At 40.6% G+C, this 20,280-nt stretch carries 21 protein-coding genes; 8 read left to right on the forward strand and 13 right to left on the reverse strand.

Annotated elements, in window-relative coordinates; translation table 11 throughout:
• Positions 1-72 precede the first annotated feature (72 nt).
• The 9 genes from H9565_RS06070 to H9565_RS06110 all read right to left on the reverse strand — a co-directional run bounded on the left by H9565_RS06070 (position 73) and on the right by H9565_RS06110 (position 10,054).
• Positions 73-1,482: an MBL fold metallo-hydrolase gene (locus H9565_RS06070; RefSeq protein ID WP_215438333.1), complete on the reverse strand. Its 1,410-nt coding sequence runs from the start codon at positions 1,480-1,482 to the stop codon at positions 73-75.
• Between the two features lie 124 nt (positions 1,483-1,606).
• Complete coding sequence (locus tag H9565_RS06075) at positions 1,607-3,337, reverse strand: SulP family inorganic anion transporter (protein ID WP_215438334.1); 1,731 nt, start codon at positions 3,335-3,337, stop codon at positions 1,607-1,609.
• A 76-nt stretch (positions 3,338-3,413) separates the two neighbouring features.
• Positions 3,414-4,562: a cytochrome-c peroxidase gene (locus H9565_RS06080; RefSeq protein ID WP_215438335.1), complete on the reverse strand. Its 1,149-nt coding sequence runs from the start codon at positions 4,560-4,562 to the stop codon at positions 3,414-3,416.
• A gap of 140 nt (positions 4,563-4,702) precedes the next feature.
• Positions 4,703-5,563 carry an SDR family oxidoreductase gene (locus tag H9565_RS06085; protein WP_215438336.1) on the reverse strand — a complete coding sequence of 287 codons (861 nt, stop codon included), beginning with the start codon at positions 5,561-5,563 and terminating at the stop codon, positions 4,703-4,705.
• A gap of 65 nt (positions 5,564-5,628) precedes the next feature.
• Positions 5,629-6,180 (reverse strand): TetR/AcrR family transcriptional regulator, encoded by a 552-nt coding sequence (locus H9565_RS06090; protein WP_215438337.1) that lies wholly within the window; start codon positions 6,178-6,180, stop codon positions 5,629-5,631.
• A gap of 93 nt (positions 6,181-6,273) precedes the next feature.
• The gene (locus H9565_RS06095; RefSeq protein WP_215438338.1) at positions 6,274-6,906 is read right to left on the reverse strand and encodes a Crp/Fnr family transcriptional regulator; all 633 of its coding nucleotides are present in this window, start codon (positions 6,904-6,906) and stop codon (positions 6,274-6,276) included.
• An 11-nt stretch (positions 6,907-6,917) separates the two neighbouring features.
• Entirely contained in the window at positions 6,918-7,694 is a 777-nt protein-coding gene (locus H9565_RS06100; RefSeq protein ID WP_215438339.1) for an aldose 1-epimerase, read from the reverse strand.
• Positions 7,695-7,753: 59 nt separating this feature from the next.
• Positions 7,754-8,734, reverse strand: coding sequence for a PLP-dependent cysteine synthase family protein (locus H9565_RS06105; RefSeq protein ID WP_215438340.1), 981 nt, complete (start codon positions 8,732-8,734; stop codon positions 7,754-7,756).
• Positions 8,735-8,812: 78 nt separating this feature from the next.
• The gene (locus H9565_RS06110) at positions 8,813-10,054 is read right to left on the reverse strand and encodes an ABC transporter permease (protein ID WP_215438341.1); all 1,242 of its coding nucleotides are present in this window, start codon (positions 10,052-10,054) and stop codon (positions 8,813-8,815) included.
• Between the two features lie 3 nt (positions 10,055-10,057).
• On the opposite strand from H9565_RS06110, the gene H9565_RS06115 reads away from it, so the two are divergent.
• A complete protein-coding gene (locus tag H9565_RS06115) occupies positions 10,058-11,320 on the forward strand; it encodes an exo-beta-N-acetylmuramidase NamZ family protein (protein WP_215438342.1) in 1,263 nt (420 codons plus the stop codon).
• Between the two features lie 14 nt (positions 11,321-11,334).
• Here the strand turns inward: H9565_RS06115 and H9565_RS06120 are convergent, their stop codons facing one another.
• From H9565_RS06120 to H9565_RS06130, 3 genes are read right to left on the reverse strand one after another with little or no spacing between them, the layout of a single operon-like run.
• Complete coding sequence (locus H9565_RS06120; protein WP_215438343.1) at positions 11,335-12,183, reverse strand: sterol desaturase family protein; 849 nt, start codon at positions 12,181-12,183, stop codon at positions 11,335-11,337.
• A gap of 52 nt (positions 12,184-12,235) precedes the next feature.
• The gene (locus tag H9565_RS06125; protein WP_215438344.1) at positions 12,236-12,718 is read right to left on the reverse strand and encodes a GyrI-like domain-containing protein; all 483 of its coding nucleotides are present in this window, start codon (positions 12,716-12,718) and stop codon (positions 12,236-12,238) included.
• A 31-nt stretch (positions 12,719-12,749) separates the two neighbouring features.
• On the reverse strand, positions 12,750-13,244 hold the full coding sequence (locus tag H9565_RS06130) for a YkgJ family cysteine cluster protein (protein ID WP_215438345.1): 495 nt from the start codon (positions 13,242-13,244) through the stop codon (positions 12,750-12,752).
• A 75-nt stretch (positions 13,245-13,319) separates the two neighbouring features.
• On the opposite strand from H9565_RS06130, the gene H9565_RS06135 reads away from it, so the two are divergent.
• Both H9565_RS06135 and H9565_RS06140 read left to right on the forward strand, forming a co-directional pair.
• Positions 13,320-14,027 carry a class I SAM-dependent methyltransferase gene (locus tag H9565_RS06135; RefSeq protein ID WP_215438346.1) on the forward strand — a complete coding sequence of 236 codons (708 nt, stop codon included), beginning with the start codon at positions 13,320-13,322 and terminating at the stop codon, positions 14,025-14,027.
• 50 nt (positions 14,028-14,077) lie between these two features.
• Positions 14,078-15,004 carry a hypothetical protein gene (locus tag H9565_RS06140; protein ID WP_215438347.1) on the forward strand — a complete coding sequence of 309 codons (927 nt, stop codon included), beginning with the start codon at positions 14,078-14,080 and terminating at the stop codon, positions 15,002-15,004.
• Between the two features lie 7 nt (positions 15,005-15,011).
• Here the strand turns inward: H9565_RS06140 and H9565_RS06145 are convergent, their stop codons facing one another.
• A complete protein-coding gene (locus H9565_RS06145) occupies positions 15,012-15,644 on the reverse strand; it encodes a 7-carboxy-7-deazaguanine synthase QueE (RefSeq protein ID WP_215438348.1) in 633 nt (210 codons plus the stop codon).
• Positions 15,645-15,836: 192 nt separating this feature from the next.
• On the opposite strand from H9565_RS06145, the gene H9565_RS06150 reads away from it, so the two are divergent.
• Genes H9565_RS06150 through H9565_RS06170 form a run of 5 tightly spaced genes read left to right on the forward strand, consistent with a single transcriptional unit; the run spans position 15,837 to position 20,236 of the window.
• On the forward strand, positions 15,837-17,345 hold the full coding sequence (locus tag H9565_RS06150; RefSeq protein WP_215438349.1) for a helicase HerA-like domain-containing protein: 1,509 nt from the start codon (positions 15,837-15,839) through the stop codon (positions 17,343-17,345).
• 46 nt (positions 17,346-17,391) lie between these two features.
• The gene (locus tag H9565_RS06155; RefSeq protein WP_215438350.1) at positions 17,392-17,940 is read left to right on the forward strand and encodes a hypothetical protein; all 549 of its coding nucleotides are present in this window, start codon (positions 17,392-17,394) and stop codon (positions 17,938-17,940) included.
• Positions 17,941-17,980: 40 nt separating this feature from the next.
• Positions 17,981-18,946, forward strand: a complete 966-nt coding sequence (locus tag H9565_RS06160; RefSeq protein WP_215438351.1) for a YitT family protein — start codon at positions 17,981-17,983, stop codon at positions 18,944-18,946.
• A gap of 12 nt (positions 18,947-18,958) precedes the next feature.
• Positions 18,959-19,798: an alpha/beta fold hydrolase gene (locus tag H9565_RS06165; protein ID WP_215438352.1), complete on the forward strand. Its 840-nt coding sequence runs from the start codon at positions 18,959-18,961 to the stop codon at positions 19,796-19,798.
• A gap of 12 nt (positions 19,799-19,810) precedes the next feature.
• Positions 19,811-20,236, forward strand: coding sequence for a VOC family protein (locus H9565_RS06170; RefSeq protein WP_215438353.1), 426 nt, complete (start codon positions 19,811-19,813; stop codon positions 20,234-20,236).
• Positions 20,237-20,280 lie beyond the last annotated feature (44 nt).

The raw sequence follows: 20,280 nt of genomic DNA on the forward strand, positions 1-20,280 counted from the left end.
ATCTAAAATCCAGAAAACAAAAACCCCCATTGCTCCTCTAAAACAATGGGGGTTTTATCTGTTTGTACGTACTTACAAGGTAGTAGGACAAACATAGTCTGTTGCAGGAACTTCGGCCTTTTTAAGAGCTCCAAAACCACCTGCTATATCAATAAAGTTGTGAATACCGCGGCTCTTTAAAATAGATTCCGCTATCACGGAACGGTAGCCACCGGCACAGTGTACCAAAAAGGTCTTGTCCTTAGGAAATTCGTTCAGGTAATCGTTCAAGCTATCTAAAGGTGTGTTCTCCGCACCTATTACATGCTCGGAAAGAAATTCGCTTTCCTTACGCACATCAAACACCTCAGCTTCTTTACCCTCGATTTTTGTTTTTGCCTCTTCCGCAGAAATAGAGGTGATGGTATCGTAATCCTTACCCGATGCTTTCCAAGCGTTGAATCCGCCTTTCAAGAATCCTATGGTAGCATCAAACCCTACACGGGACAAACGGGTTACCGCTTCCTCTTCCATATCTTCCGGCGTTACCAACAAAAGGGGTTGTTTAGTGTCTGCGATAAGAGCTCCTACCCAAGGGGCAAAATCCCCATTAAGGCCAATAAATATAGACCGTGGAATGTGGCCTTCTATATAATCTTTTTGATGCCTTACATCCAGAACCACCGCTCCGGATTCGTTAGCGATCAGTTCAAAAGCATCTGGATCTAAAGCCGTAGTACCACGGTCAAGAACATCGGCTATATCTTCATATCCTTCTTTGTTCATCTGTACGTTCAAAGGAAAATATTTGGGTGGCGGCATCAGACCGTCCGTAACTTCCTTAATAAATTCGTCCTTGGTCATATCCGCTCGCAACGCATAGTTTACTTTCTTCTGGTTACCCAGGGTATCTACCGTTTCCTTCATCATATTCTTACCACATGCAGAACCTGCACCGTGTGCGGGGTACACAATAATATCATCGGACAAAGGCATGATTTTGTTCCTTAAGCTATCGAACAAGATACCTGCCAAGTCTTCTTGGGTCATATTTGCTGCTTTTTGAGCAAGGTCAGGTCGGCCTACATCGCCCAAAAACAAAGTATCTCCGGAGAAAATAGCATGGTCCTTACCGTTTTCGTCTTTTAACAAATAGGTAGTACTTTCCATGGTATGCCCAGGGGTATGCAATGTTTTTATGGTAATATCGCCCAGCTTAAATTCTTGACCGTCCGTTGCGATCAATGCTTCGAAAGAAGGGTTGGCATTAGGGCCGTACACAATTGTGGCGCCCGTTTCTTTGGCAAGGGTAACATGACCACTAACGAAATCCGCATGAAAATGGGTCTCAAAAATATACTTGATTTTTGCCCCTGCTTTTTCCGCTCTTTCCATATAAGGATGAACCTCGCGCAATGGGTCTATTATAGCCACCTCTCCTTTACTTTCAATATAGTAGGCACCCTGTGCCAGGCATCCGGTATAAATTTGCTCTATTTTCATGATGACATATTTTTAAATTTCCTAAATTGGAAAAATTATACATTTCTAAATGGCCTTCCTAAAAAGGATAACCTTTACTTCTTCTCTTCAAAAATACGGCTATCCCCTAAATTAGAAAGTAACATTAGTTACGGTTACGACGATTCTGGTAGGCAACTTTTTCGCTCAATACCGATAAGGGCGTCATATTATCAAAATAATCTACCGCTTCTTTAGTCTGTACGAATAAATATTGCTTGTGCAAGGCTTCTATAATTCCACTACTAAAAATGGTATCCCTAGTGGGGCCCGTAGCTCCCGAAATATAAAACTGAAGCCCTCTGTCATGTAGTTCGTCTATTACACGAATAAGCATTTGAGCTGCACTGGAATCTATATAACTAATGGCCTCCGCATTAAGGATGACCCCTTTTAGACTATCGCCTTTGGCGTCTACATTCCTGAACAGTTCCTTTTTAAAGAAATTCTTATTACCAAAATACAATTGGGAATCAAACCGAACGATAAGCAAGTCTTCCCGTACCAGAACATTTTGTCCAAACCGGTCTATATTTTTATAATAATCAGAACCGTCTATTCTACCCAACACGGCAAAATGTGGTTTTGAGCTCTTGTAAACCATTAACAGCAAGGATAACAATACACCTATTAAAATCCCCTCGGAAATACCGACAAATAGGGTAATCAAAAAAGTGGTTAACAGCACAAAAAGTTCATCCTTACGGTATTCCCAAAGGCTTTTAGGATAGGCAATATCAATAAGTCCGTAGACGGAAACCATAATAATACTTGCCAATACCGCCTTGGGCAAATAATAAAAAAGTGGTGTTAGGAACAAAAGGGTTACGGCCACTACAATTGCACTGAACAATAAGGCCATAGGCGTTTTTGCACCTGCCTGACTATTTATGGCCGAGCGAGAAAAACTTCCTGTTACCACGTAAGATTGGAACAGCGACCCCAACATATTGGAACTGCCCAAAGCTATAAGTTCTTTATTGGCATCTATGGTCTCCTCCCCTGTTTGTTCCTCCATAGATTTACCGATGGAAATAGCTTCTAGATACCCAATAAGGGCCATTGTTACCGCAATGGGCGCCAATTCCAGTATAGTATCTACCTTTAATTGTGGCATGGTAAAAGAAGGAAGCCCCGTGGGAATCTCCCCAACTATATTAACACCCACAGCCGGAAGCTGTAAAAAATAAACCACCAGAATACCAATGATAACCACAAAGAGTACACCCGGTATACGCTTATCCCATTTCTTTAAACCTACGATTATCAGGATTCCTATAAACCCGATGGCAAAATCATACAGATTGGTTTCGGATAATTTTTCAAAGGCGTTCATTAGCAACAGGTCAAACCGGTTGCTACGCGCAATATCCACTCCTAAAAGGTGCTTTAACTGACTGAACATAATTATAAGTGCCGCCGCCGAAGTAAAACCGCTTATAACCGGCTTAGACAAGAAATTCACCAAAAAACCCATCCGCAGAACCCCTAATATCAATTGCACTGTACCAACTGAAAAAGCCAAGAGCAATGCCATGGTAATATAATTGTCCGTAGAGGTAATGGCCAAGGTTCCTAAACCTGCCGCCACCAAAAGGGAATCCATTGCCACAGGCCCTACGGCCAACTGTCTAGAAGTACCAAAAAACGTATAGGCAATCATAGGCACCAAAGAAGCGTAAAGCCCATAAACCGGTGGTAAACCGGCAATCATGGCATAAGCCATACCTTGGGGAATAAGAATAATGCCAACGGTAAGTCCGGCTATGAGATCTTTGGAAAACCAACTCTTATTATAGTCCGTAATCCACTCCAAAAAAGGAAGAATTCTTCGCATGGGACAAATGTACCATTAAATCTAAAATGGCTGTGTTACCTGTGTTACACCAACGTAAAGAAACCAAAATAAAATCTTATTGAATATTACCGCCTACTGGTAGACCACTGGGCACACTTTCCGGTAAACTCGTATCAAAATTGGTATCGTTAAGCGTATTTAAAAACGAAATGATCTGGGACATTTCCTTAACGGACAATTTCAGTTCCCTAACGAACGGATCGTACTTTTTAACCGGCACATGTTTGTTCCGTTCCTTACCATTGGCAATATCCTCATAAAATTCCAGCACCTTTTTAAGGGTAGTTAAACTGCCGTTGTGCATGTAAGGCGGCGTAAAACGTAAGTTTCGTAGCGTAGGCGTCCGAAAAGCAAAGGTGTCTTTAAAACCTGCATCCGGTTGTACTAACTTTTCGTTCTCCGGCGTGCCCAGGACATGCATTTTGTAATCCGAAAACATAGGGCCGTTATGACAGTTGACGCAGCCAACCGATTTAAAAAGCTCAAAACCCTCCTTTTCCGAAATCAAGATAGCATCCTGATCGCCCCGCATATATTGATCAAACCGGGAGTTATTGGTTACTAGCGACCTTTCAAAAGCTGCTATAGCCTTAGCCAGATTTTCTACGGATACCGCATTAGGTTCCCCAAAAGCATCCGCAAACAACTTTTGGTACTCAGGAATATTTTTCACACGGTCTACTACGGTCTGGAGAATATTGGCTTCGGCAATACCGTGCCCCCGCATTTCCTCAAAAGCCTTTATAGGTTCCAAAGCCTGTTTTTCAAGACTTTTTACACGGTCGTCCCAAAACATGGTTGCCTCAGAAGGTTCATAATTACCAAAAGCATCCATTCCATTATATGCCGAATTAATAATAGTAGGTGCATTTCTTTTTACAAAGGGAATATCATTGGACGCATTAAACTTACGCTTACTGCCCAAACCACTGGCGTTAGGACCGATACTGATATCCAAAAATTCTGCATACCCATTATCCGGATGATGGCAGGTGGCGCAAGCCACATCTTTATTTCCGGAAAGAATAGGGTCGTAAAAAAGTAATTTGCCCAGCGCTTCCTTTTCCGGTGTAGAGGGATTGTCTGCTGGAGATTTTACCGTTTTGGGCAACGCCGTATACGTAGTTACGACCCGTGCTGTATTCTGGGTCTTTTCCTGTTTTTTACCATCACCGCCGCAACCAATGAGAAACATTAGTAGCATGCTCGGTAACAGGATTTTTTCTATTCTAGACATAAAATAACTACGCAACAGAACAGTAAAAATAAACAATAAAAGACAAATGAAATATGATTTTTGTCAGCTAGGCTATTGAAAATCAGCCCAGCTGACATAGTCCCTATTTATAAAAAAGCATTCTTAACCTGGTTTACCAATTTGGTTCCGTCCGGGTCAGCTTTTGTCTTCAACTCACATAACTCTTCTGCCCATTTAGACGTACGAATGCGCATTGGTGGGTGCTCGTTTTCTGCAATATTCATGATTACGGCAGCCACTTCCTGACCCGTTTGGTAAATTTGCGCGGCACCCTCGCTCGCTCTCTCTTGGTTCTTTTTTAAATATTGCTGAAAAATTGGTAAATATTCTCCGGTAGCCAATTGACCATCAACCGCAGTTTTCTCTACGGCGGAAGTCATGAATTCCGTAGAGATCCCGCCAGGCTCAACACAGCTAAATTTAATATTAAAAGCATCGCCAAGATAACTGGCCAAACCTTCCATATACCCTTCTACTCCAAATTTTGCCCCACAATACAGCTCGTTAAAAGGTTGGCCCACCAAGCCACCAACAGAGGTAATACTAATTACCTGCCCGGACCTTTGCTTACGCATATACGGTAAAACGGCCTGTGTACAGAATACCACCCCGTGGTAATTTACATCCGTAACCCATCTGATTTCCTCTTCGCTAGCCTGTTCCGTAGTTTTGGCAAAACCCGCTCCGGCATTATTGACCAAAACATCTATCTGCCCGTCTTTCTCTATAATGGTTTCCACAGCCTTTTTAATGGAATCAACTTTGGTAACGTCCAGTTCCAAAATTTCAATATCCAAATGGGCTTCATCAATTTTTTCCTTTAAAGCAGTTGCCTTTGCCAAGTTTCGCATTGAAGCGTACACTTTATACCCTTTTTGTGCAAAAAGTAATGAGGCCTCTAGCCCTACTCCTGATGATGTTCCTGTTATTAATACGTTTCTTTTCATTTTATCTTAGTTTTAAAATATGTATTTTGGAATGAACATTCACTCCAATTTATGATTAAATTTTTTTAGCCCTTTATTCCATCCCAAACCATGTTCACTTGATGTTGAATAGAATTTGACGGTACACTTTCCTGTGAATGGTACCATCTTAAATAAGAGACCACTGCCCCACCCATAAACTGGATAAGCTCATCTGTTTCTATATTCTTTATAATCAGCAATTCTTTTCCCTTGTTGAGCAAATCATAGACCGGAAGTACCGTTGCCAACCCTTTTTTCTTACTTTCCTCAGTAATAATAGGTGAAGCCCTAATCTGCTCCATGAACATAAAATACTGGGCATTATCAATAAAAAACAGGATTATGTCTTTAAAATATCCTTCAAACTGGGATTTAATAGGTTGGGTTTCATCAAAATCAGGAAAAGCGGTATTCTCCTGCTCCTTAATGCTTACATAGAGTTCGTTGATCAATTCATCCTTAGTAGGGAAATAATTGTATATCGTTCCCATACCCGTTCCGGCATTTTTTGCAATAGCCGACATGGGCGTATTATGCACACCCTTTGTTACCAAAAGTTCCAAAGCGGACCGTAAGATGTTTTCTTTCTTATTCACAGGGCAAATGTATTCTTTTTGGAATAAACATTCCAATTTTTAACTAAACTTTAAATTTGAGGCTTTTAAGCTTCTAAGAAAGTTGAAGAAAATCTATAAATCTACCACCTTAATCCGGTTGCGTTGCATCTCTATCCTTCCTTCTTTTTCCAGTTTTTTCAATAACCTTGAAATCACTACACGAGAAGTATTTAGATCGTAAGCTATATCTTGATGTGTAGTCTGCACAAATTCATCATGGTTTACCATAGCCTTGTCTTGAAGGTGTTTCAGTAATCTTTCATCCATCCGTAGAAAAGCCAAGGTGTCTACTGTTTCCAATAGCTCGGTCATTCGGGTATGGTAGCTGTCCAAGATAAATTGCCGCCATGTAGCATATTTCGCCATCCAAACTTCCATCTTTTCCACGGGAATCATAATGAGTTCCGTGTCACTTTCGGCTACCGCACGTATCTCACTTTTATGGGTACCCACACAACATGAAAAGGTCATGGCACACGTATCTCCCCTTTCCAAAAAATACAATAAAAGCTCGTCTCCGTTCTCATCTTCGCGCAGGATTTTAATAGCGCCACTCAGTAACAAGGGCATATGGGATATGGTTTCGCCAATATCCATAATTACGGTACCCTGCTTAAATTTTTTCAACATACCTACGGTTTGCATTTCTTCTAGGAGGGCATCCTCAAAGAGATAGCCATAATTTTGTAAAAGACCTTCTTTCATATATCTGGAGATTATATGGCACTAATGGAAACCTTATATTCCCGATCGGTATTCTGAAGGTATTCAAACCCTTCGTGAAGTTTTGTTTGCTCTACTGCATACGGATAAAATGTAATAGGCTCTATGCAAACCATATTTGGAACTTCTGTCCACAACATAAAATTACCAAAGCCTTCCGTACGAATACGAAGTTCTTTCTGGTCTTTTAAGATGATTTCAGAACAATCAGGCACTTGTAGCGCCCTACTGCCCACATCCATAATTTCCTTAAGGGTGATTTCTTTTTTACCGGCCAATACTGTTGGACCGTCTGCATAGAGTTTAAAAGCTGGATGATACCCCAACATAAACGGCATATCCCGTTCCCCCGAAACCGTAAAAACAACTTCAAGTCCCGTCTGGGTTAAACGGAAGGTTTTTTTAAAGCTGAAATCATACGTCCAAAACAACCACTCCTTATTGGATTTATTCGGGAATTTTGAGTTTTTTATTCGCGTACCCGCCGTATACTTTTTTTCTAAAACAGCTTCTGTGTCCGTAGTGGAAACTATCTCGTACGTCATCTCGCGAAGAAGACCATGCTGATCTTGGACAGCTATATCCCTTGGTGTCTGTACTTGAAACTTGGCATCGGCCGTAGGCCCGATAATAGGAAACATTTCGGTATCCGAACTACGCCACCCCGGACTCCCTTTTTGGTGAATATATTCATACCCATCTACCGTATACCCCACCAATTCTCCGGCATCTATATTTACTTTTTGATTTTCAAGCTTTAATTCTATCATCTCACTAAATTTTGTAGCTGTTTAACAAGAAGTCGTTTTTCTTATCCTGTCTTACAAAGCTAATCTAAAAACCCTTTTTCACGCATCCAATCATCATTGAACATTTTTCCAACATACCGGCTCCCATGGTCATGAAAAAGTACTACAATCAGGTCATCTTTTTTAAAATGTTCCTTTAATTGTAATACCCCTTTTATAGCCGCCCCGGCAGAATTGCCCAAAAACATAGCCTCTTCTTTAGCCAAACGTTGGGTGTAAACCGCTGCATCCTTATCCGTAACTTTTGTAAATCCGTCAATGACATCAAAATCTACATTTTCCGGTAGAATGTCCTCCCCAATACCTTCGGTGGTATATGGATAAATTTCTTTGGGGTCGAATACTCCGGTTTCATGATATTTTTTAAACACCGAACCATAGGTATCTACACCCCAAATTTTAATATTAGGGTTCTTTGATTTTAAAAACCTGCCCACACCGGAGATTGTTCCGCCCGTACCCACACCCACTACAAAATGGGTAACCTTGCCATTGGTCTGCTCCCATATTTCAGGCCCGGTAGTCAAAAAATGGGCCTTGGAGTTACTAGGGTTATCATACTGGTTAACGTACCAGGAATTAGGTACTTCTTTTGCCAATCTTTTTGCGGTGGAGTAATAACTACGTGGATCACTAGGTTTTACATCTGTAGGGCAAACGTGCACCTCGCTCCCCATAGCCCTTAGAATATCTATTTTTTCCTTGGACTGTTTATCACTTATAACACAAATAAGCTTGTACCCCTTTACCGTTGCCGCCAATGCCAGACCCATACCTGTATTTCCTGAAGTAGCCTCAATAATTGTTCCTCCAGGTTTCAATACACCTGAGGTCTCGGCGTCCTTAATCATCTGCAAGGCCATGCGGTCCTTGACGGAATTTCCGGGGTTAAAAGTTTCGTACTTGGCCAAAACCATGCAGGGCAACTCAGAAGTTAGTCGGTTTAACTTCACTAAGGGCGTATTACCAATGGTGTCCAGAATGTTTTCCGCGTATTTCATGAGCTAACTGTTCGGTTTATATATAGGGAAAATACGAAGAACGTCCCACATATAAAAAGAGGCCATATCTATGTGCCCCTATTCGAACTTAATTGCCTTAACGGGAGTAATTTTAGTGATGATATAGGACGGCACCAAAAGCATAATAACACAAAGTACCAGCACGCCAATATTTAAGGCCACTACGGTAATAAAATCTATATGTACCGGCACATAATCTATGTAATACTCTTTGGGGTTTGGGAATTTTAATACCTGAAATTTATCCTGAATAAAGATGGCTCCCAAGCCAATGACATTACCCCAAACAAGGCCTATACCAATGAGGTAGCTGGCGTTGTACAAAAACACTTTACGTATGCTCCAGTTGGCGGACCCTAAAGCCTTTAATATTCCGATCATCTGGGTTCGCTCTAAAATCAACACTAATAAAGCGGTAATCATATTAAACCCGCTTACGATAATTACGATGCCTATGATCAAAATAATATTAAAATCGAACAGGCTTATCCATTCAAAAATCTTGTAATACTTATCTATAATAGTCTGCGTATCTAACGTGGACAGGGTTTTACCATAAATCTCCCTGCTCTTCTCATCTATATCATCAAAACTATTCAAGAAAATTTCAAAGTTCCCCACTTGATCATTGCCCCATTTGTTCATACGCTGAATATGGCGTATGTCCGTAAACAGATAGAGTCCGTCAAACTCCTCAAAACCGCTATCGTAAAGTCCGGTAATCTTAAATTTCCGTTGGTTGGGCAATTTTGAAACATCGCCATCCTTTAAGAAAAAAGCATAAAATGTATCTCCGGTTTTTAAGTGCAAACGGTTGGCCATGAGCGTAGACATGAGAACTTCCTCATTTAGCTCGCTCGTATAATCGGGCAATTTACCGTCTACCAAATACTCTTGAAAAGCAGACCAATTATAATCACTACCTACCCCCTTGGCAATAATGCCTTCAAAAGTAGTTTCGGTTCTAATGATACCCGCTTTGCTAGCTACTGCCTGTACATGGGCAATACCATCAACGCCCTTAAATTCCGGATAAAAATCCTGTTCTAACGATACCGGCATTACGGAAACGTCCGAAGCATTATTATCGTAACTAGAGATTTGGATATGACCATTAAAAGCGGCCACTTTCTCGCGAATTTTATGCTTAAGCCCCACTCCGGTAGCGATAGCAATGAGCATCATTACAACCCCCAAGGCAATAGCTGCAATTGCTATTTTTATTATTGGAGCGGAAATACTAATTTTATGCGCCTCACCTTTGATGAGCCGCTTGGCCAAAAAATATTCAAAATTCAATCTATGGCGTTTTTAAACTGTTTCAAAAGTACATTTTTCATTTGGTTTTTGCTTATTATAGCCTGCGGAAACACGCCTAAAGCCGAGAAACCTAGTTCAGAACCAATTTTGGTGCCCAACGATACTATTGTTGAAAAGCCCGTTATAGTTGCAGCAAATAGGACCGATGCCTATTTACCCTTATTAAAAGGAAAGAAAGTGGCCGTTGTAGGAAACCAGACTACCATTATTTTTAAAACGACCAAAGCGGACACGGAGTCTTCCGCCCCCTACGTTCACCTAGTGGATTCTTTACTGGCCCTGAATGTTGATATCAAAAAAGTTTTTGCTCCCGAACACGGGTTTAGAGGCAGTGTTGATGCCGGCGAAAAGGTGAAAGACGGAGTTGACAGTAAAACCGGACTTCCGCTCATTTCGCTATACGGAAAAAACAGAAAACCTTCTGCCGCACAGTTAAAGGATATTGATGTGGTGCTTTTTGACATTCAAGATGTGGGCGTTAGGTTCTATACCTATATTGCCACGTTGCAATTGGTAATGGAAGCTTGCGCGGCAGAAAACATACCTCTGATCGTTCTTGATCGTCCTAACCCCAATGCGCATTATATTGATGGGCCTACTATGGAAAAAGCCCACACCGGCTTCTTGGGAATGACGGAAATTCCATTGGTCTATGGAATGACCATTGGCGAATATGCTCAAATGATCAATGAAGAACAATGGATAGAAGGTGAGAAAAAAGCAAACCTTACCGTAATATCCTTAGAAAATTGGACACACGAAACGGAGTATAGCTTGGCCGTTAGACCTTCTCCCAATTTACCCAACGATATTGCCATTAATCTCTACCCCAGTTTAGGTCTTTTTGAAGGCACCAATGTTAATGCCGGAAGAGGAACGGAACTACAGTTCCAATGTTATGGAGCTTCATTTTTAGATAGCACCCAATATAGCTTCAGGTATACGCCAATGCCTAATTTTGGTTCCAAAAACCCAAAAGAGAAAGGAAAAATTTGCTTTGGAAAGGATTTATCCGAATTTCCTAAAATGAGCGGGGTATCCGTTCAATGGCTTATAGATGCCTACACCAACTCCAAGGATAAATCCAAAGTGTTCATCACAAGTGGATTCACAAAACATGCAGGCACACAAAAACTACAAAAACAAATAGAAAGCGGAGAAACCGAGGAAACCATAAAAGAGAGCTGGCAACCCGATTTGATTAAATTCAAAAAAGTAAGAAAGAAATATTTACTTTATCCATAACCATAGAATCGTTATTACAAGCTACTTTCCGTTTCGGACCAAGTGGTGGGCTTTCTAGATTTGTGAAAGGGCTGTTTTAGCAATCCTTTTATGCTTGCGTTTTCAACCTCATCAGGAAACGTATCTACCCCGTAAACGATACTTTCTCTATCAAACTTCATAAAAGTTCCAAACAGACGATCCCATATAGAAAATATGTTTCCATAATTACTATCCGTATAAGGTAATTTATAATGATGATGCACTTTATGCATATCCGGTGAAACAATGACCCAGCTTAAAACCTCATCTAGCTTTCTGGGCATTTTAATATTGGCATGATTAAACTGGGTAGCCACTAGAGAAAGTGATTGGTACAACATAACAATACCAATAGGAGTACCCACAATTAACACCCCGAACAATGTAAAGACAAAACGTATCATGCTTTCTAATGGGTGGTGGCGGTTGGCCGTAGTGGTATCTACATTATGATCGGTATGGTGCACCAAATGAACTCGCCACAAAAGCTTTACTTTATGCTCAACAAGATGTGCCAAGTATGCCCCGATCAAATCCAAAAGCAAAAGACCCACAATTACATACAACCATAAGGGCATTTCCGGCAACCAGTTGATGATTCCAAAATTTTCGGTCACGGTAAAATCTGCGGTTTTTAGCAACAGAAAGGCCAGTACGAAATTTACGATTACCGTTGTAAACGTAAAAAAGAGATTGGGCAAAGCATGTTCCCATTTCTTATAGGTAAAACCAAAGAGGGGTACAATGCCTTCTAACACCCAAAAAAAAGTAATCCCTCCCACCAAGATAAGCGAACGGTGTAAAGAAGGGATAGTTTCAAAATAATCGATTATGAATTCCATACTTTAAATATAGAAAATTTAAAGTATTGCAAAACAAAGGGTGCTATAACTGCTATTTTAATTTTATCGGTATCCAAACCTCTTCTTCGGAATCAGGTTGGTTGTTTTTGTATTTCTCTCCTAAAATTTCAAAATGAGGCCTGCGGTCCAATTCATACTTGGAACTTGGTATCCATTCCTTAAAAATAAAATTCATGGTTTTAGCAAATTCACTAGAGGGCCCCTTGTGAATGAACACTGCGTATAATCCCCCATGTAAATCCAAGGTTTTGAAATCTTTGGCATACGCGCCGTATGCACTCACTTCTGTGACCGCCCACTTTGTAAACTCCGTAGTTGGATTAAACCCCACCTCGCCCGGGAAGGTATCATACACTTGTAAAGAATATAAATCTGAACCTATACTATTTGTAATATGCTTTTTAAGTGACATAAAACCGCTCCATAGCTCAAACGTGCGATTATTGGCCAGACTCATTTTTAAAGCATGTCCTACCAGTTTCTTTTCTTCAAGCTCAACTATTCTGGGCTCCATACAGCGTGTTCAATTAAGGTTCTAAAAAAAATCAGTTACCAATGGCTTTCTTCATTTTCTCTACGATATTGAATGCCGCAGGGCAAATGGCCACGTTTTTTAAAGTTAGGTTAGAGATCTGCTGAAACTTTTTACGGTCCGTATGCGGAAACTCCCGGCAGGCCTTTGGCCGTACGTCATAAATTGAGCAATAGTTATCCGCCCCTAAAAAAGTGCAGGGAACTTGCTGTAACACATAATCGTTCTCCTCATCAACACGTAAATATTGCTCTATGAATTTTTGGGGCTTTAGCCTAAAATATTTAGCAATACGCTCTACATCGGCTTTCGTAAATAACGGGCCTGTTGTTTTACAGCAATTGGCACATTCCAAACAATCGGTTCGCTCAAATTCATCATCATGTAATTCTTGCATTACATAATCCAAATTCTTGGGTGGCCGCTTTTTAAGCTTGGCAAAAAATTTGCGGTTTTCATTGTGCTTATCCTTCGCTTTCTTGGGAAGTTCCTTTAAAATTTGCTCCATCCTCTTAAAAATCTGACCAAAACTAAACAAGAAATACTTAAAAAGTCCAATTTTGCCAAACAAACCACTTCTCCTATGATAGACGTATTTGGCCGTGCCATATTAGATTTTCAAAAAGACAACTACACGGAAGACATTATTACCTTCTCCTCTTTGGATGAAGAAGATGTCATTCCTGTGCCCTATTTGTTCAGAAACTTCAAAGAAATGCCAAAGCTGGAGCAAGAGGCGCTACAGCTTTGTAAGGGATTGGTTTTGGACGTTGGCTGCGGCGCCGGAAGCCACAGTCTGTATTTACAGGAAAAAGGTTTGGACGTGACCGCCCTTGATTATTCCGAAGGAGCCACCAAAACATGTAAATTACGCGGTTTACAAAACGTAGTGTATTCGGATATCTACAGTTTTAAAGACCAAAAGTTCGATACGTTGTTATTATTAATGAACGGTATTGGCATTGTGGGCAAATTAAACCATATGTCCAAATTCTTGGAACACTTAAAAACCCTAATGAACCCAGGTGCACAAATTTTATTGGATTCCAGCGATATCATTTACATGTTTGAAGAGGACGAAGATGGTGGTGTTTGGGTACCGGATACCGGTTCTTACTATGGTGAAATTGAATTCCAAATGAAATACAAAGACCAAAAAAGCGATTCTTTTTTCTGGTTATACCTGGATTACAACACCTTAGAAAAAGCCGCTGAGGCCAATGGTTTTAACTGCAAACTTGTAAGAAACGGCGAACATTACGACTATTTGGCTAAATTATGGCTTAAATAACAGTATTTTTCGCCATTTTTGTTCTTAATGAAGGCCCCTAAAATACAAGGATGAATAAATTACGAATACTTCTAGCAGTTTTAACTCTTATCTTTTTTATAGGATGTTCCAAAGATGATTCCGTACAAACTCAGGAGAGAGAGACTGCCCAGGCCAAAGAAGCTAGCCTTAAAAGTGCCGGGGCTTCGGCAACAGACCTTTTATCTAACGACAACTTTACCAAGCTTTTAATAGAGATTGCCTACGTAGACGGGTTTAAGCCAACCGAAGAGGCCATGGAAGGTTTTGTATCCTATTTAAAACAAAGAACATTCAAAGAAGATATTGAATTAAAATACACCAAACTGGAATCTCCGGACGAAGAAAATCTGACTTTGGAAGAAATAGCCAAACTAGAATCCGAAAACAGAACGGTTTACAATGAAGGCTCTACCCTTGGTCTATACATTTACTTTGCAGATGCTCCTGCGGAAGGCGATGATGACGAAGAAGGATTGGTAACCCTAGGTGCGGTATACCGGAATACTTCTATGATCCTACACGAAGTAACCATTCGTAAACTGGCGGACCGAAGTTTTTTCATTACGGATGCCGATGTTGAAAATTCTACATTGAACCATGAATTTGGCCATCTGTTCGGGCTTGTAAACTTGGGTACACAACCCGTTAACGACCATGAGGATATTGAACGTGATGAAGACGGAAAACCCGTTTTGGACGAAGAAGGCAATACAAAAGGCAACAACCACTGTTCAGTTGAAGGTTGCTTGATGCGAGCCGAACTTCAATTTGGTGGTTTTAGCGGAAAATCTGCCAAAAGTGCAACGGATAACGGTTCCATTACGGCTGCGTGCCGCCTTAGCGGAAATGATGTGCTTAGAATGCTGGAAGCAAAAACTTCCAAAGGTATTCTACCAGAACCTCCTAGTTTAGACGCAGAGTGCCTTCTAGACCTACGCTCTATAGGAGGGCGCTAAAGAAGAATTACGGAATATTTAAATACTTATGCGTCTGTAAGCTTACCTTCCATTTTGGGTTTTGCATAACATAGTCTACGATCATAGGCACCACTTTGTCCCGAACGCTCCATTCTGGTTGTAGGTACAAAATGCAATCTTTATTCGTCTTTGCCGCTTCCTGTTCCGCAAAAATTAAGTCGTGCTTATTGTATACTATAACCTTTAGCTCATGGGCTTCGTCATATACCTTACCCATGGGCAATTTGTTCTTTTTTGGCGAGAGACAAATCCAGTCCCACGTACCGGTCAAAGGATAAGCACCAGAAGTTTCAATATGGGTCTTTAAGTTCTTGGCCTTTAGGGCATCGGTTAAAGGTTGCATATTCCAAGTTAGGGGTTCCCCACCTGTAATAACAATAGTATCGGAATACTTAGCGGCGTTCTCGGTAATCTGCTCAATAGCCGTTGGCGGATGGGTTTCTGCATTCCAGCTTTCCTTAACATCGCACCAATGGCATCCTACATCGCAACCACCTACACGAATAAAATATGCTGCTGTACCTTTATGGAAGCCTTCTCCCTGTATGGTATAAAATTCTTCCATTAAGGGCAACATGTTCCCTTTATCAACTTCCTGTAAAACTTCCTTTTTAACCATCGTGCAAAGATACGCGTTGAAAATACCAAAACCCAAATTCTCAAACTTAAATTATGTGCATGCATAATAATCCGCTAAGTCTGTAATTTTCATTGCCTACGGCCCCTATTCAGCTTTGTTCAAACCCAAACTTCTCTAAAAGTCTCGGCTAAACAGTAAAAATTCCCTTATTTTTACTTCAAAATACGCCGTATGCCAACTAAAGACAAATTTGTAGAACATATAGAAACCGGTTATACCACCAAAGGTGATTATATAGTTATGGGTGCCGCCATGCTCAATGGTGAAGCGGTTACCAATGCCCATGTAAAAGTGCCCCTAAAGACATTAAACCGTCACGGACTTATTGCAGGAGCAACGGGAACAGGTAAAACAAAAACACTTCAGGTACTGGCCGAAAATTTGTCGGACAAAGGCATTCCGGTTCTGTTAATGGACCTTAAAGGTGATTTAAGCGGACTTGCACAACCAAGTCCCGGTCATCCAAAAATAGACGAGCGTCATGCCATGATAGGCAATCTTCCGTTTGAAGCAAAGTCGTTTCCGGTAGAGATTCTATCCCTTTCCGAGCAAGACGGGGTAAAACTTAGGGCCACAGTTTCAGAATTTGGACCAGTGCTCCTATCACGTATCCTAGACCTTACCGAAACACAAGAAGGTATTGTAGCCGTGGTCTTTAAATACTGCGATGACAACAAATTGCCTCTGTTGGACTTGAAAGATTTTAAGAAAGTACTGCAATACGCAACCGGTTCGGGCAAAGCGGAATTCACCAAAGATTACGGTAGAATTTCCTCTAGTTCAACCGGTGCCATTCTTAGAAAAATTATAGAGCTAGAGCAGCAAGGTGCCGATTTATTTTTTGGCGAAAAATCATTTGATGTAGACGATTTAACCCGAGTTAATGAAAATGGAAGGGGCTACATTAACATTTTACGCTTGACGGATATTCAAGACCGCCCAAAACTGTTCTCTACTTTTATGTTGAGCCTACTGGCGGAAATCTACAGTACATTTCCTGAGCAAGGCGATAGTGACAGACCAGAATTAATCCTGTTTATAGACGAAGCCCACCTAATTTTCAACGAAGCTTCAAAGGCACTATTAGACCAAATTGAAAGTATTGTAAAGTTGATACGCTCAAAAGGAATAGGGCTTTACTTTGTTACCCAAAACCCTGCCGATGTTCCCAATGAGGTTCTTTCGCAGCTGGGGCTAAAAGTTCAGCATGCGCTGCGTGCCTTTACCGCCAGAGACCGAAAAGCGATTAAACTTACGGCTGAAAACTACCCTATTTCCGAATATTACGACACTAAAGAAGTCTTAACCTCTTTGGGTATTGGAGAAGCCTTGATTTCCGCTTTGGATGAAAAAGGAAGACCTACTCCACTTGCCGCCACATTGCTTCGCGCCCCCATGAGCCGTATGGATGTATTAACGGAAAGCGAGCTGAAAACTGTGATAAAAAATTCTAAGTTGGTCACAAAATATGGTGAGGTCATAGACCGTGAAAGCGCTTATGAGATCTTGAACGAAAAGATAGAAAAGGCAGAAACAGAAGCAGCAAAGGAAAAGGCTAAACCAAAAACCACATCTAGAAGACGAAGCACAAGCACACGCCAGAATCCGGTTATAAAGGTACTGACCAGCGCCACTTTTATTCGTGGTGTTTTAGGGGTTTTGAAAAAAGTAATTCGATAAAGTAAAACGCAATTTTCAGATAGCAACGAACAATCTACACAAATACATGAAAAGTATACTAATTAGCATCTGCCTAATCCTATGTCTCGCAAGTTGTAATGAAGAAAAGGACACGTCCTTCTCTATTATAAAAGACCGTGTAGGCAAATTGGATCGTATTAGTCTGGTACGCGACTTAAAAATTATATACGAAAACGATTCTATCGTAAAGGATAGCACCAGCATTAATAGCGCTAACAACAGTAAAAAAGTTAAGGTGTTCGAAAAAGGGGGAAAACCCTTATTGACCCTTACTCCAAACTCGGATAGCATACCCACTATTGAGAATATTCGCATTGAAGACCCACGTTTTACTACGGATAAAGGTGTTGGCCTAGGTAGTACTTTTAAGGATATTAAAGACAACTATACTATTCGCAAGGTCATTACATCTATGAACAACGTGGTTATTCTTCTAAAAGATAGCGATGTCTATTTTACTATAAGTAAAGAGGAGCTGCCTTCTAGTTTGCGGTATGCCTCAAGTGTAAATATAGAAGCTGTCCAAATTCCGGATGATGCCAAAATCAAATATATGATGGTTGCTTGGGACTAGGTTTTCCTCGTAGTTACATATTATAATTTAAAACCGTACCATGAATTCAATTTTACAATATCTCTTGGTACAACGCGCCAAAGCCAAATTAAAGGGCGAAAAGGCAATTGCCAAAAGACAACTTGTTAAAGAAGTCAGGTTGAGCCAAGTAGAGTTTGTCCATGCCATAAAAGAAATACTTTTTATTGCAATTGGTGTAGGCGCTGCAGGTTTTGGTCTTAAAGGTTTTTTATTGCCCAATCATTTTATTGATGGTGGGGCCACTGGGGTTTCTCTATTGATCCAGGTAAAATCAAATATCTCATTGGGCATTTTATTGGTATTGGTGAATATGCCGTTTATCCTTCTTGGTGCCAAGACCATCAATAGAAAATTTGCCATACGAAGCATTTTTGCCATTATAGCGCTCGCCATTGTGGTTCATTTTGTCCCCTACCCTATTATCACTAGTGATAAGCTGTTGATTGCCGTTTTTGGGGGATTTTTCTTAGGTCTAGGTATTGGTATGGCCATGCGAGGTGGTAGCGTTATTGATGGTACCGAGGTACTGGCCATCTATCTTAGTAGAAAATGGCACTTGACCATTGGTGATGTTCTTCTCCTTATTAATATTGTCATTTTTTCCGCAGGTGCTTATCTTTTAAGTATTGAAACGGCGCTATATGCTATTCTCACCTACTTAGTAGCCGCAAAGACCGTAAACTACGTGGTTGATGGTGTAGAAGAGTATATTGGCGTTACGGTAATTTCCCCTAAAAATGAAGAGATACGGATAATGCTCACCGAAAAAATGAGCCGGGCATGCACGGTTTATAATGGAAAAGGAGGATATACCAAAGATGGAAATTCCCGGGTTTCAACAGAAATTATCTATACGGTAATGACGCGTTTGGAACTGGCCCGGTTAAGTACGGAAATAGATAAAATAGACAAAAACGCCTTTATAGTAATGGGGGTAGTAAAAGATATTAAAGGAGGGATGATTAAAAAGAAGCCCTTAAAATAGTTCTCAAAACCTATGCAAAAAACCCTGAACAAAATGCTCCCTAAAGTCTATGGGCGCTATTTTAATATGCTCGCAAGAGTGTCCAAGAAAAAAGCCGCTAAGAAAGCTTTTTATGTTTTCTGCACCGTACGAAAAGGCAGGGTACTCCCTAATCAAAAGGAATATCTAGACCAAGCAAAAGGTGACACTATTGAAGTTAAAAAGCATACGTTACAGACTTATCACTGGCCAGGAAATAAAGAGACGGTTCTTTTGGTTCATGGGTGGGAAAGCAACACGTTTAGATGGCGTAATCTCATAGCCAAGCTTCGTGAGGCAGATTACAATATTGTGGCGTTTGATGCTCCTGCACACGGGTATTCTTCCGGGAAATATTTAAACGTACCCCTATATTCCGATGGGGTGCAGGCCATGATTCAAAAGCACGATCCAAAATACCTAATAGGACATTCGGTTGGTGGTATGACCTTGATGTACAATGAATTTAATCATCAAAATCCAAATGTTGAAAAAATGGTTACAATTGGCTCACCTTCCGAGTTTTATGAAATCATGGACCACTATCAGCGACTGTTAAATTTCAACAATACGGTCCGCAAAGCGTTAGAAGCACTTGTCTTAAAACGTTTTGGTTTTACCGTAGCTGAATTTTCGTCTTCACGCTTTGCCGAAAAGAATACCAAAAAAGGACTTTTGTTTCATGATCAAGAAGATAAACTAGCTCCTTTTCATGCTTCCGAAGCTGTTCATGCCCACTGGAAAAATAGTACTTTTGTTCGTACAAAGGGCCTTGGACACTCTATGCACCAAGAACATATAAATGACCAAATCGTAGATTTTTTAAATCATTAATTCCCAAAAAATATGCAAACCGTAACCCCTTTTCATATTGCTATACCCGTTCATAATCTAGATGAATGCCGAACATTCTATAGAGAAACGTTAAACTGTGAAGAAGGCCGTAGTAGTGACCATTGGGTAGATTTCAATCTATTTGGACATCAATTGGTAATCCACTACAAGCCAAAAACAGAGACCGAAGGTATCCATAGCAACCCAGTAGATGGCAAGAATGTACCCGTACCGCATTATGGTGTTGTTTTACCTTGGGACGTTTTTGACTCCTTCTCGCAAGAACTTAAAGAAAAAGGAGTCACTTTCGTAATTGAACCTTACGTACGATTTAAGGGCCAGACCGGTGAACAGGCTACGATGTTCTTTTTAGACCCTGCGGGAAACGCTTTAGAATTTAAAGCATTTAAGGATATGGAACAGTTATTCGCCAAGTAAAAACCGTACCACTCTTTGACTGTGCTCAGAGTGGCACAGTAGTA

It is taken from the genome of Zobellia russellii (assembly GCF_018728565.1).
Lineage (GTDB): Bacteria > Bacteroidota > Bacteroidia > Flavobacteriales > Flavobacteriaceae > Zobellia > Zobellia russellii.

Bases quoted from the DNA above. Each gene is read 5' to 3' on its own strand.
- H9565_RS06070 (WP_215438333.1), bottom strand. From the start codon at position 1,482: ATGAAAATAGAGCAAATTTATACCGGATGCCTGGCACAGGGTGCCTAC.
- H9565_RS06075 (WP_215438334.1), bottom strand. From the start codon at position 3,337: ATGCGAAGAATTCTTCCTTTTTTGGAGTGGATTACGGACTATAATAAG.
- H9565_RS06080 (WP_215438335.1), bottom strand. From the start codon at position 4,562: ATGCTACTAATGTTTCTCATTGGTTGCGGCGGTGATGGTAAAAAACAG.
- H9565_RS06085 (WP_215438336.1), bottom strand. From the start codon at position 5,563: ATGAAAAGAAACGTATTAATAACAGGAACATCATCAGGAGTAGGGCTA.
- H9565_RS06095 (WP_215438338.1), bottom strand. From the start codon at position 6,906: ATGAAAGAAGGTCTTTTACAAAATTATGGCTATCTCTTTGAGGATGCC.
- H9565_RS06100 (WP_215438339.1), bottom strand. From the start codon at position 7,694: ATGATAGAATTAAAGCTTGAAAATCAAAAAGTAAATATAGATGCCGGA.
- H9565_RS06105 (WP_215438340.1), bottom strand. From the start codon at position 8,734: ATGAAATACGCGGAAAACATTCTGGACACCATTGGTAATACGCCCTTA.
- H9565_RS06115 (WP_215438342.1), top strand. From the start codon at position 10,058: ATGGCGTTTTTAAACTGTTTCAAAAGTACATTTTTCATTTGGTTTTTG.
- H9565_RS06120 (WP_215438343.1), bottom strand. From the start codon at position 12,183: ATGGAATTCATAATCGATTATTTTGAAACTATCCCTTCTTTACACCGT.
- H9565_RS06125 (WP_215438344.1), bottom strand. From the start codon at position 12,718: ATGGAGCCCAGAATAGTTGAGCTTGAAGAAAAGAAACTGGTAGGACAT.
- H9565_RS06130 (WP_215438345.1), bottom strand. From the start codon at position 13,244: ATGGAGCAAATTTTAAAGGAACTTCCCAAGAAAGCGAAGGATAAGCAC.
- H9565_RS06135 (WP_215438346.1), top strand. From the start codon at position 13,320: ATGATAGACGTATTTGGCCGTGCCATATTAGATTTTCAAAAAGACAAC.
- H9565_RS06140 (WP_215438347.1), top strand. From the start codon at position 14,078: ATGAATAAATTACGAATACTTCTAGCAGTTTTAACTCTTATCTTTTTT.
- H9565_RS06145 (WP_215438348.1), bottom strand. From the start codon at position 15,644: ATGGTTAAAAAGGAAGTTTTACAGGAAGTTGATAAAGGGAACATGTTG.
- H9565_RS06150 (WP_215438349.1), top strand. From the start codon at position 15,837: ATGCCAACTAAAGACAAATTTGTAGAACATATAGAAACCGGTTATACC.
- H9565_RS06155 (WP_215438350.1), top strand. From the start codon at position 17,392: ATGAAAAGTATACTAATTAGCATCTGCCTAATCCTATGTCTCGCAAGT.
- H9565_RS06160 (WP_215438351.1), top strand. From the start codon at position 17,981: ATGAATTCAATTTTACAATATCTCTTGGTACAACGCGCCAAAGCCAAA.
- H9565_RS06165 (WP_215438352.1), top strand. From the start codon at position 18,959: ATGCAAAAAACCCTGAACAAAATGCTCCCTAAAGTCTATGGGCGCTAT.
- H9565_RS06170 (WP_215438353.1), top strand. From the start codon at position 19,811: ATGCAAACCGTAACCCCTTTTCATATTGCTATACCCGTTCATAATCTA.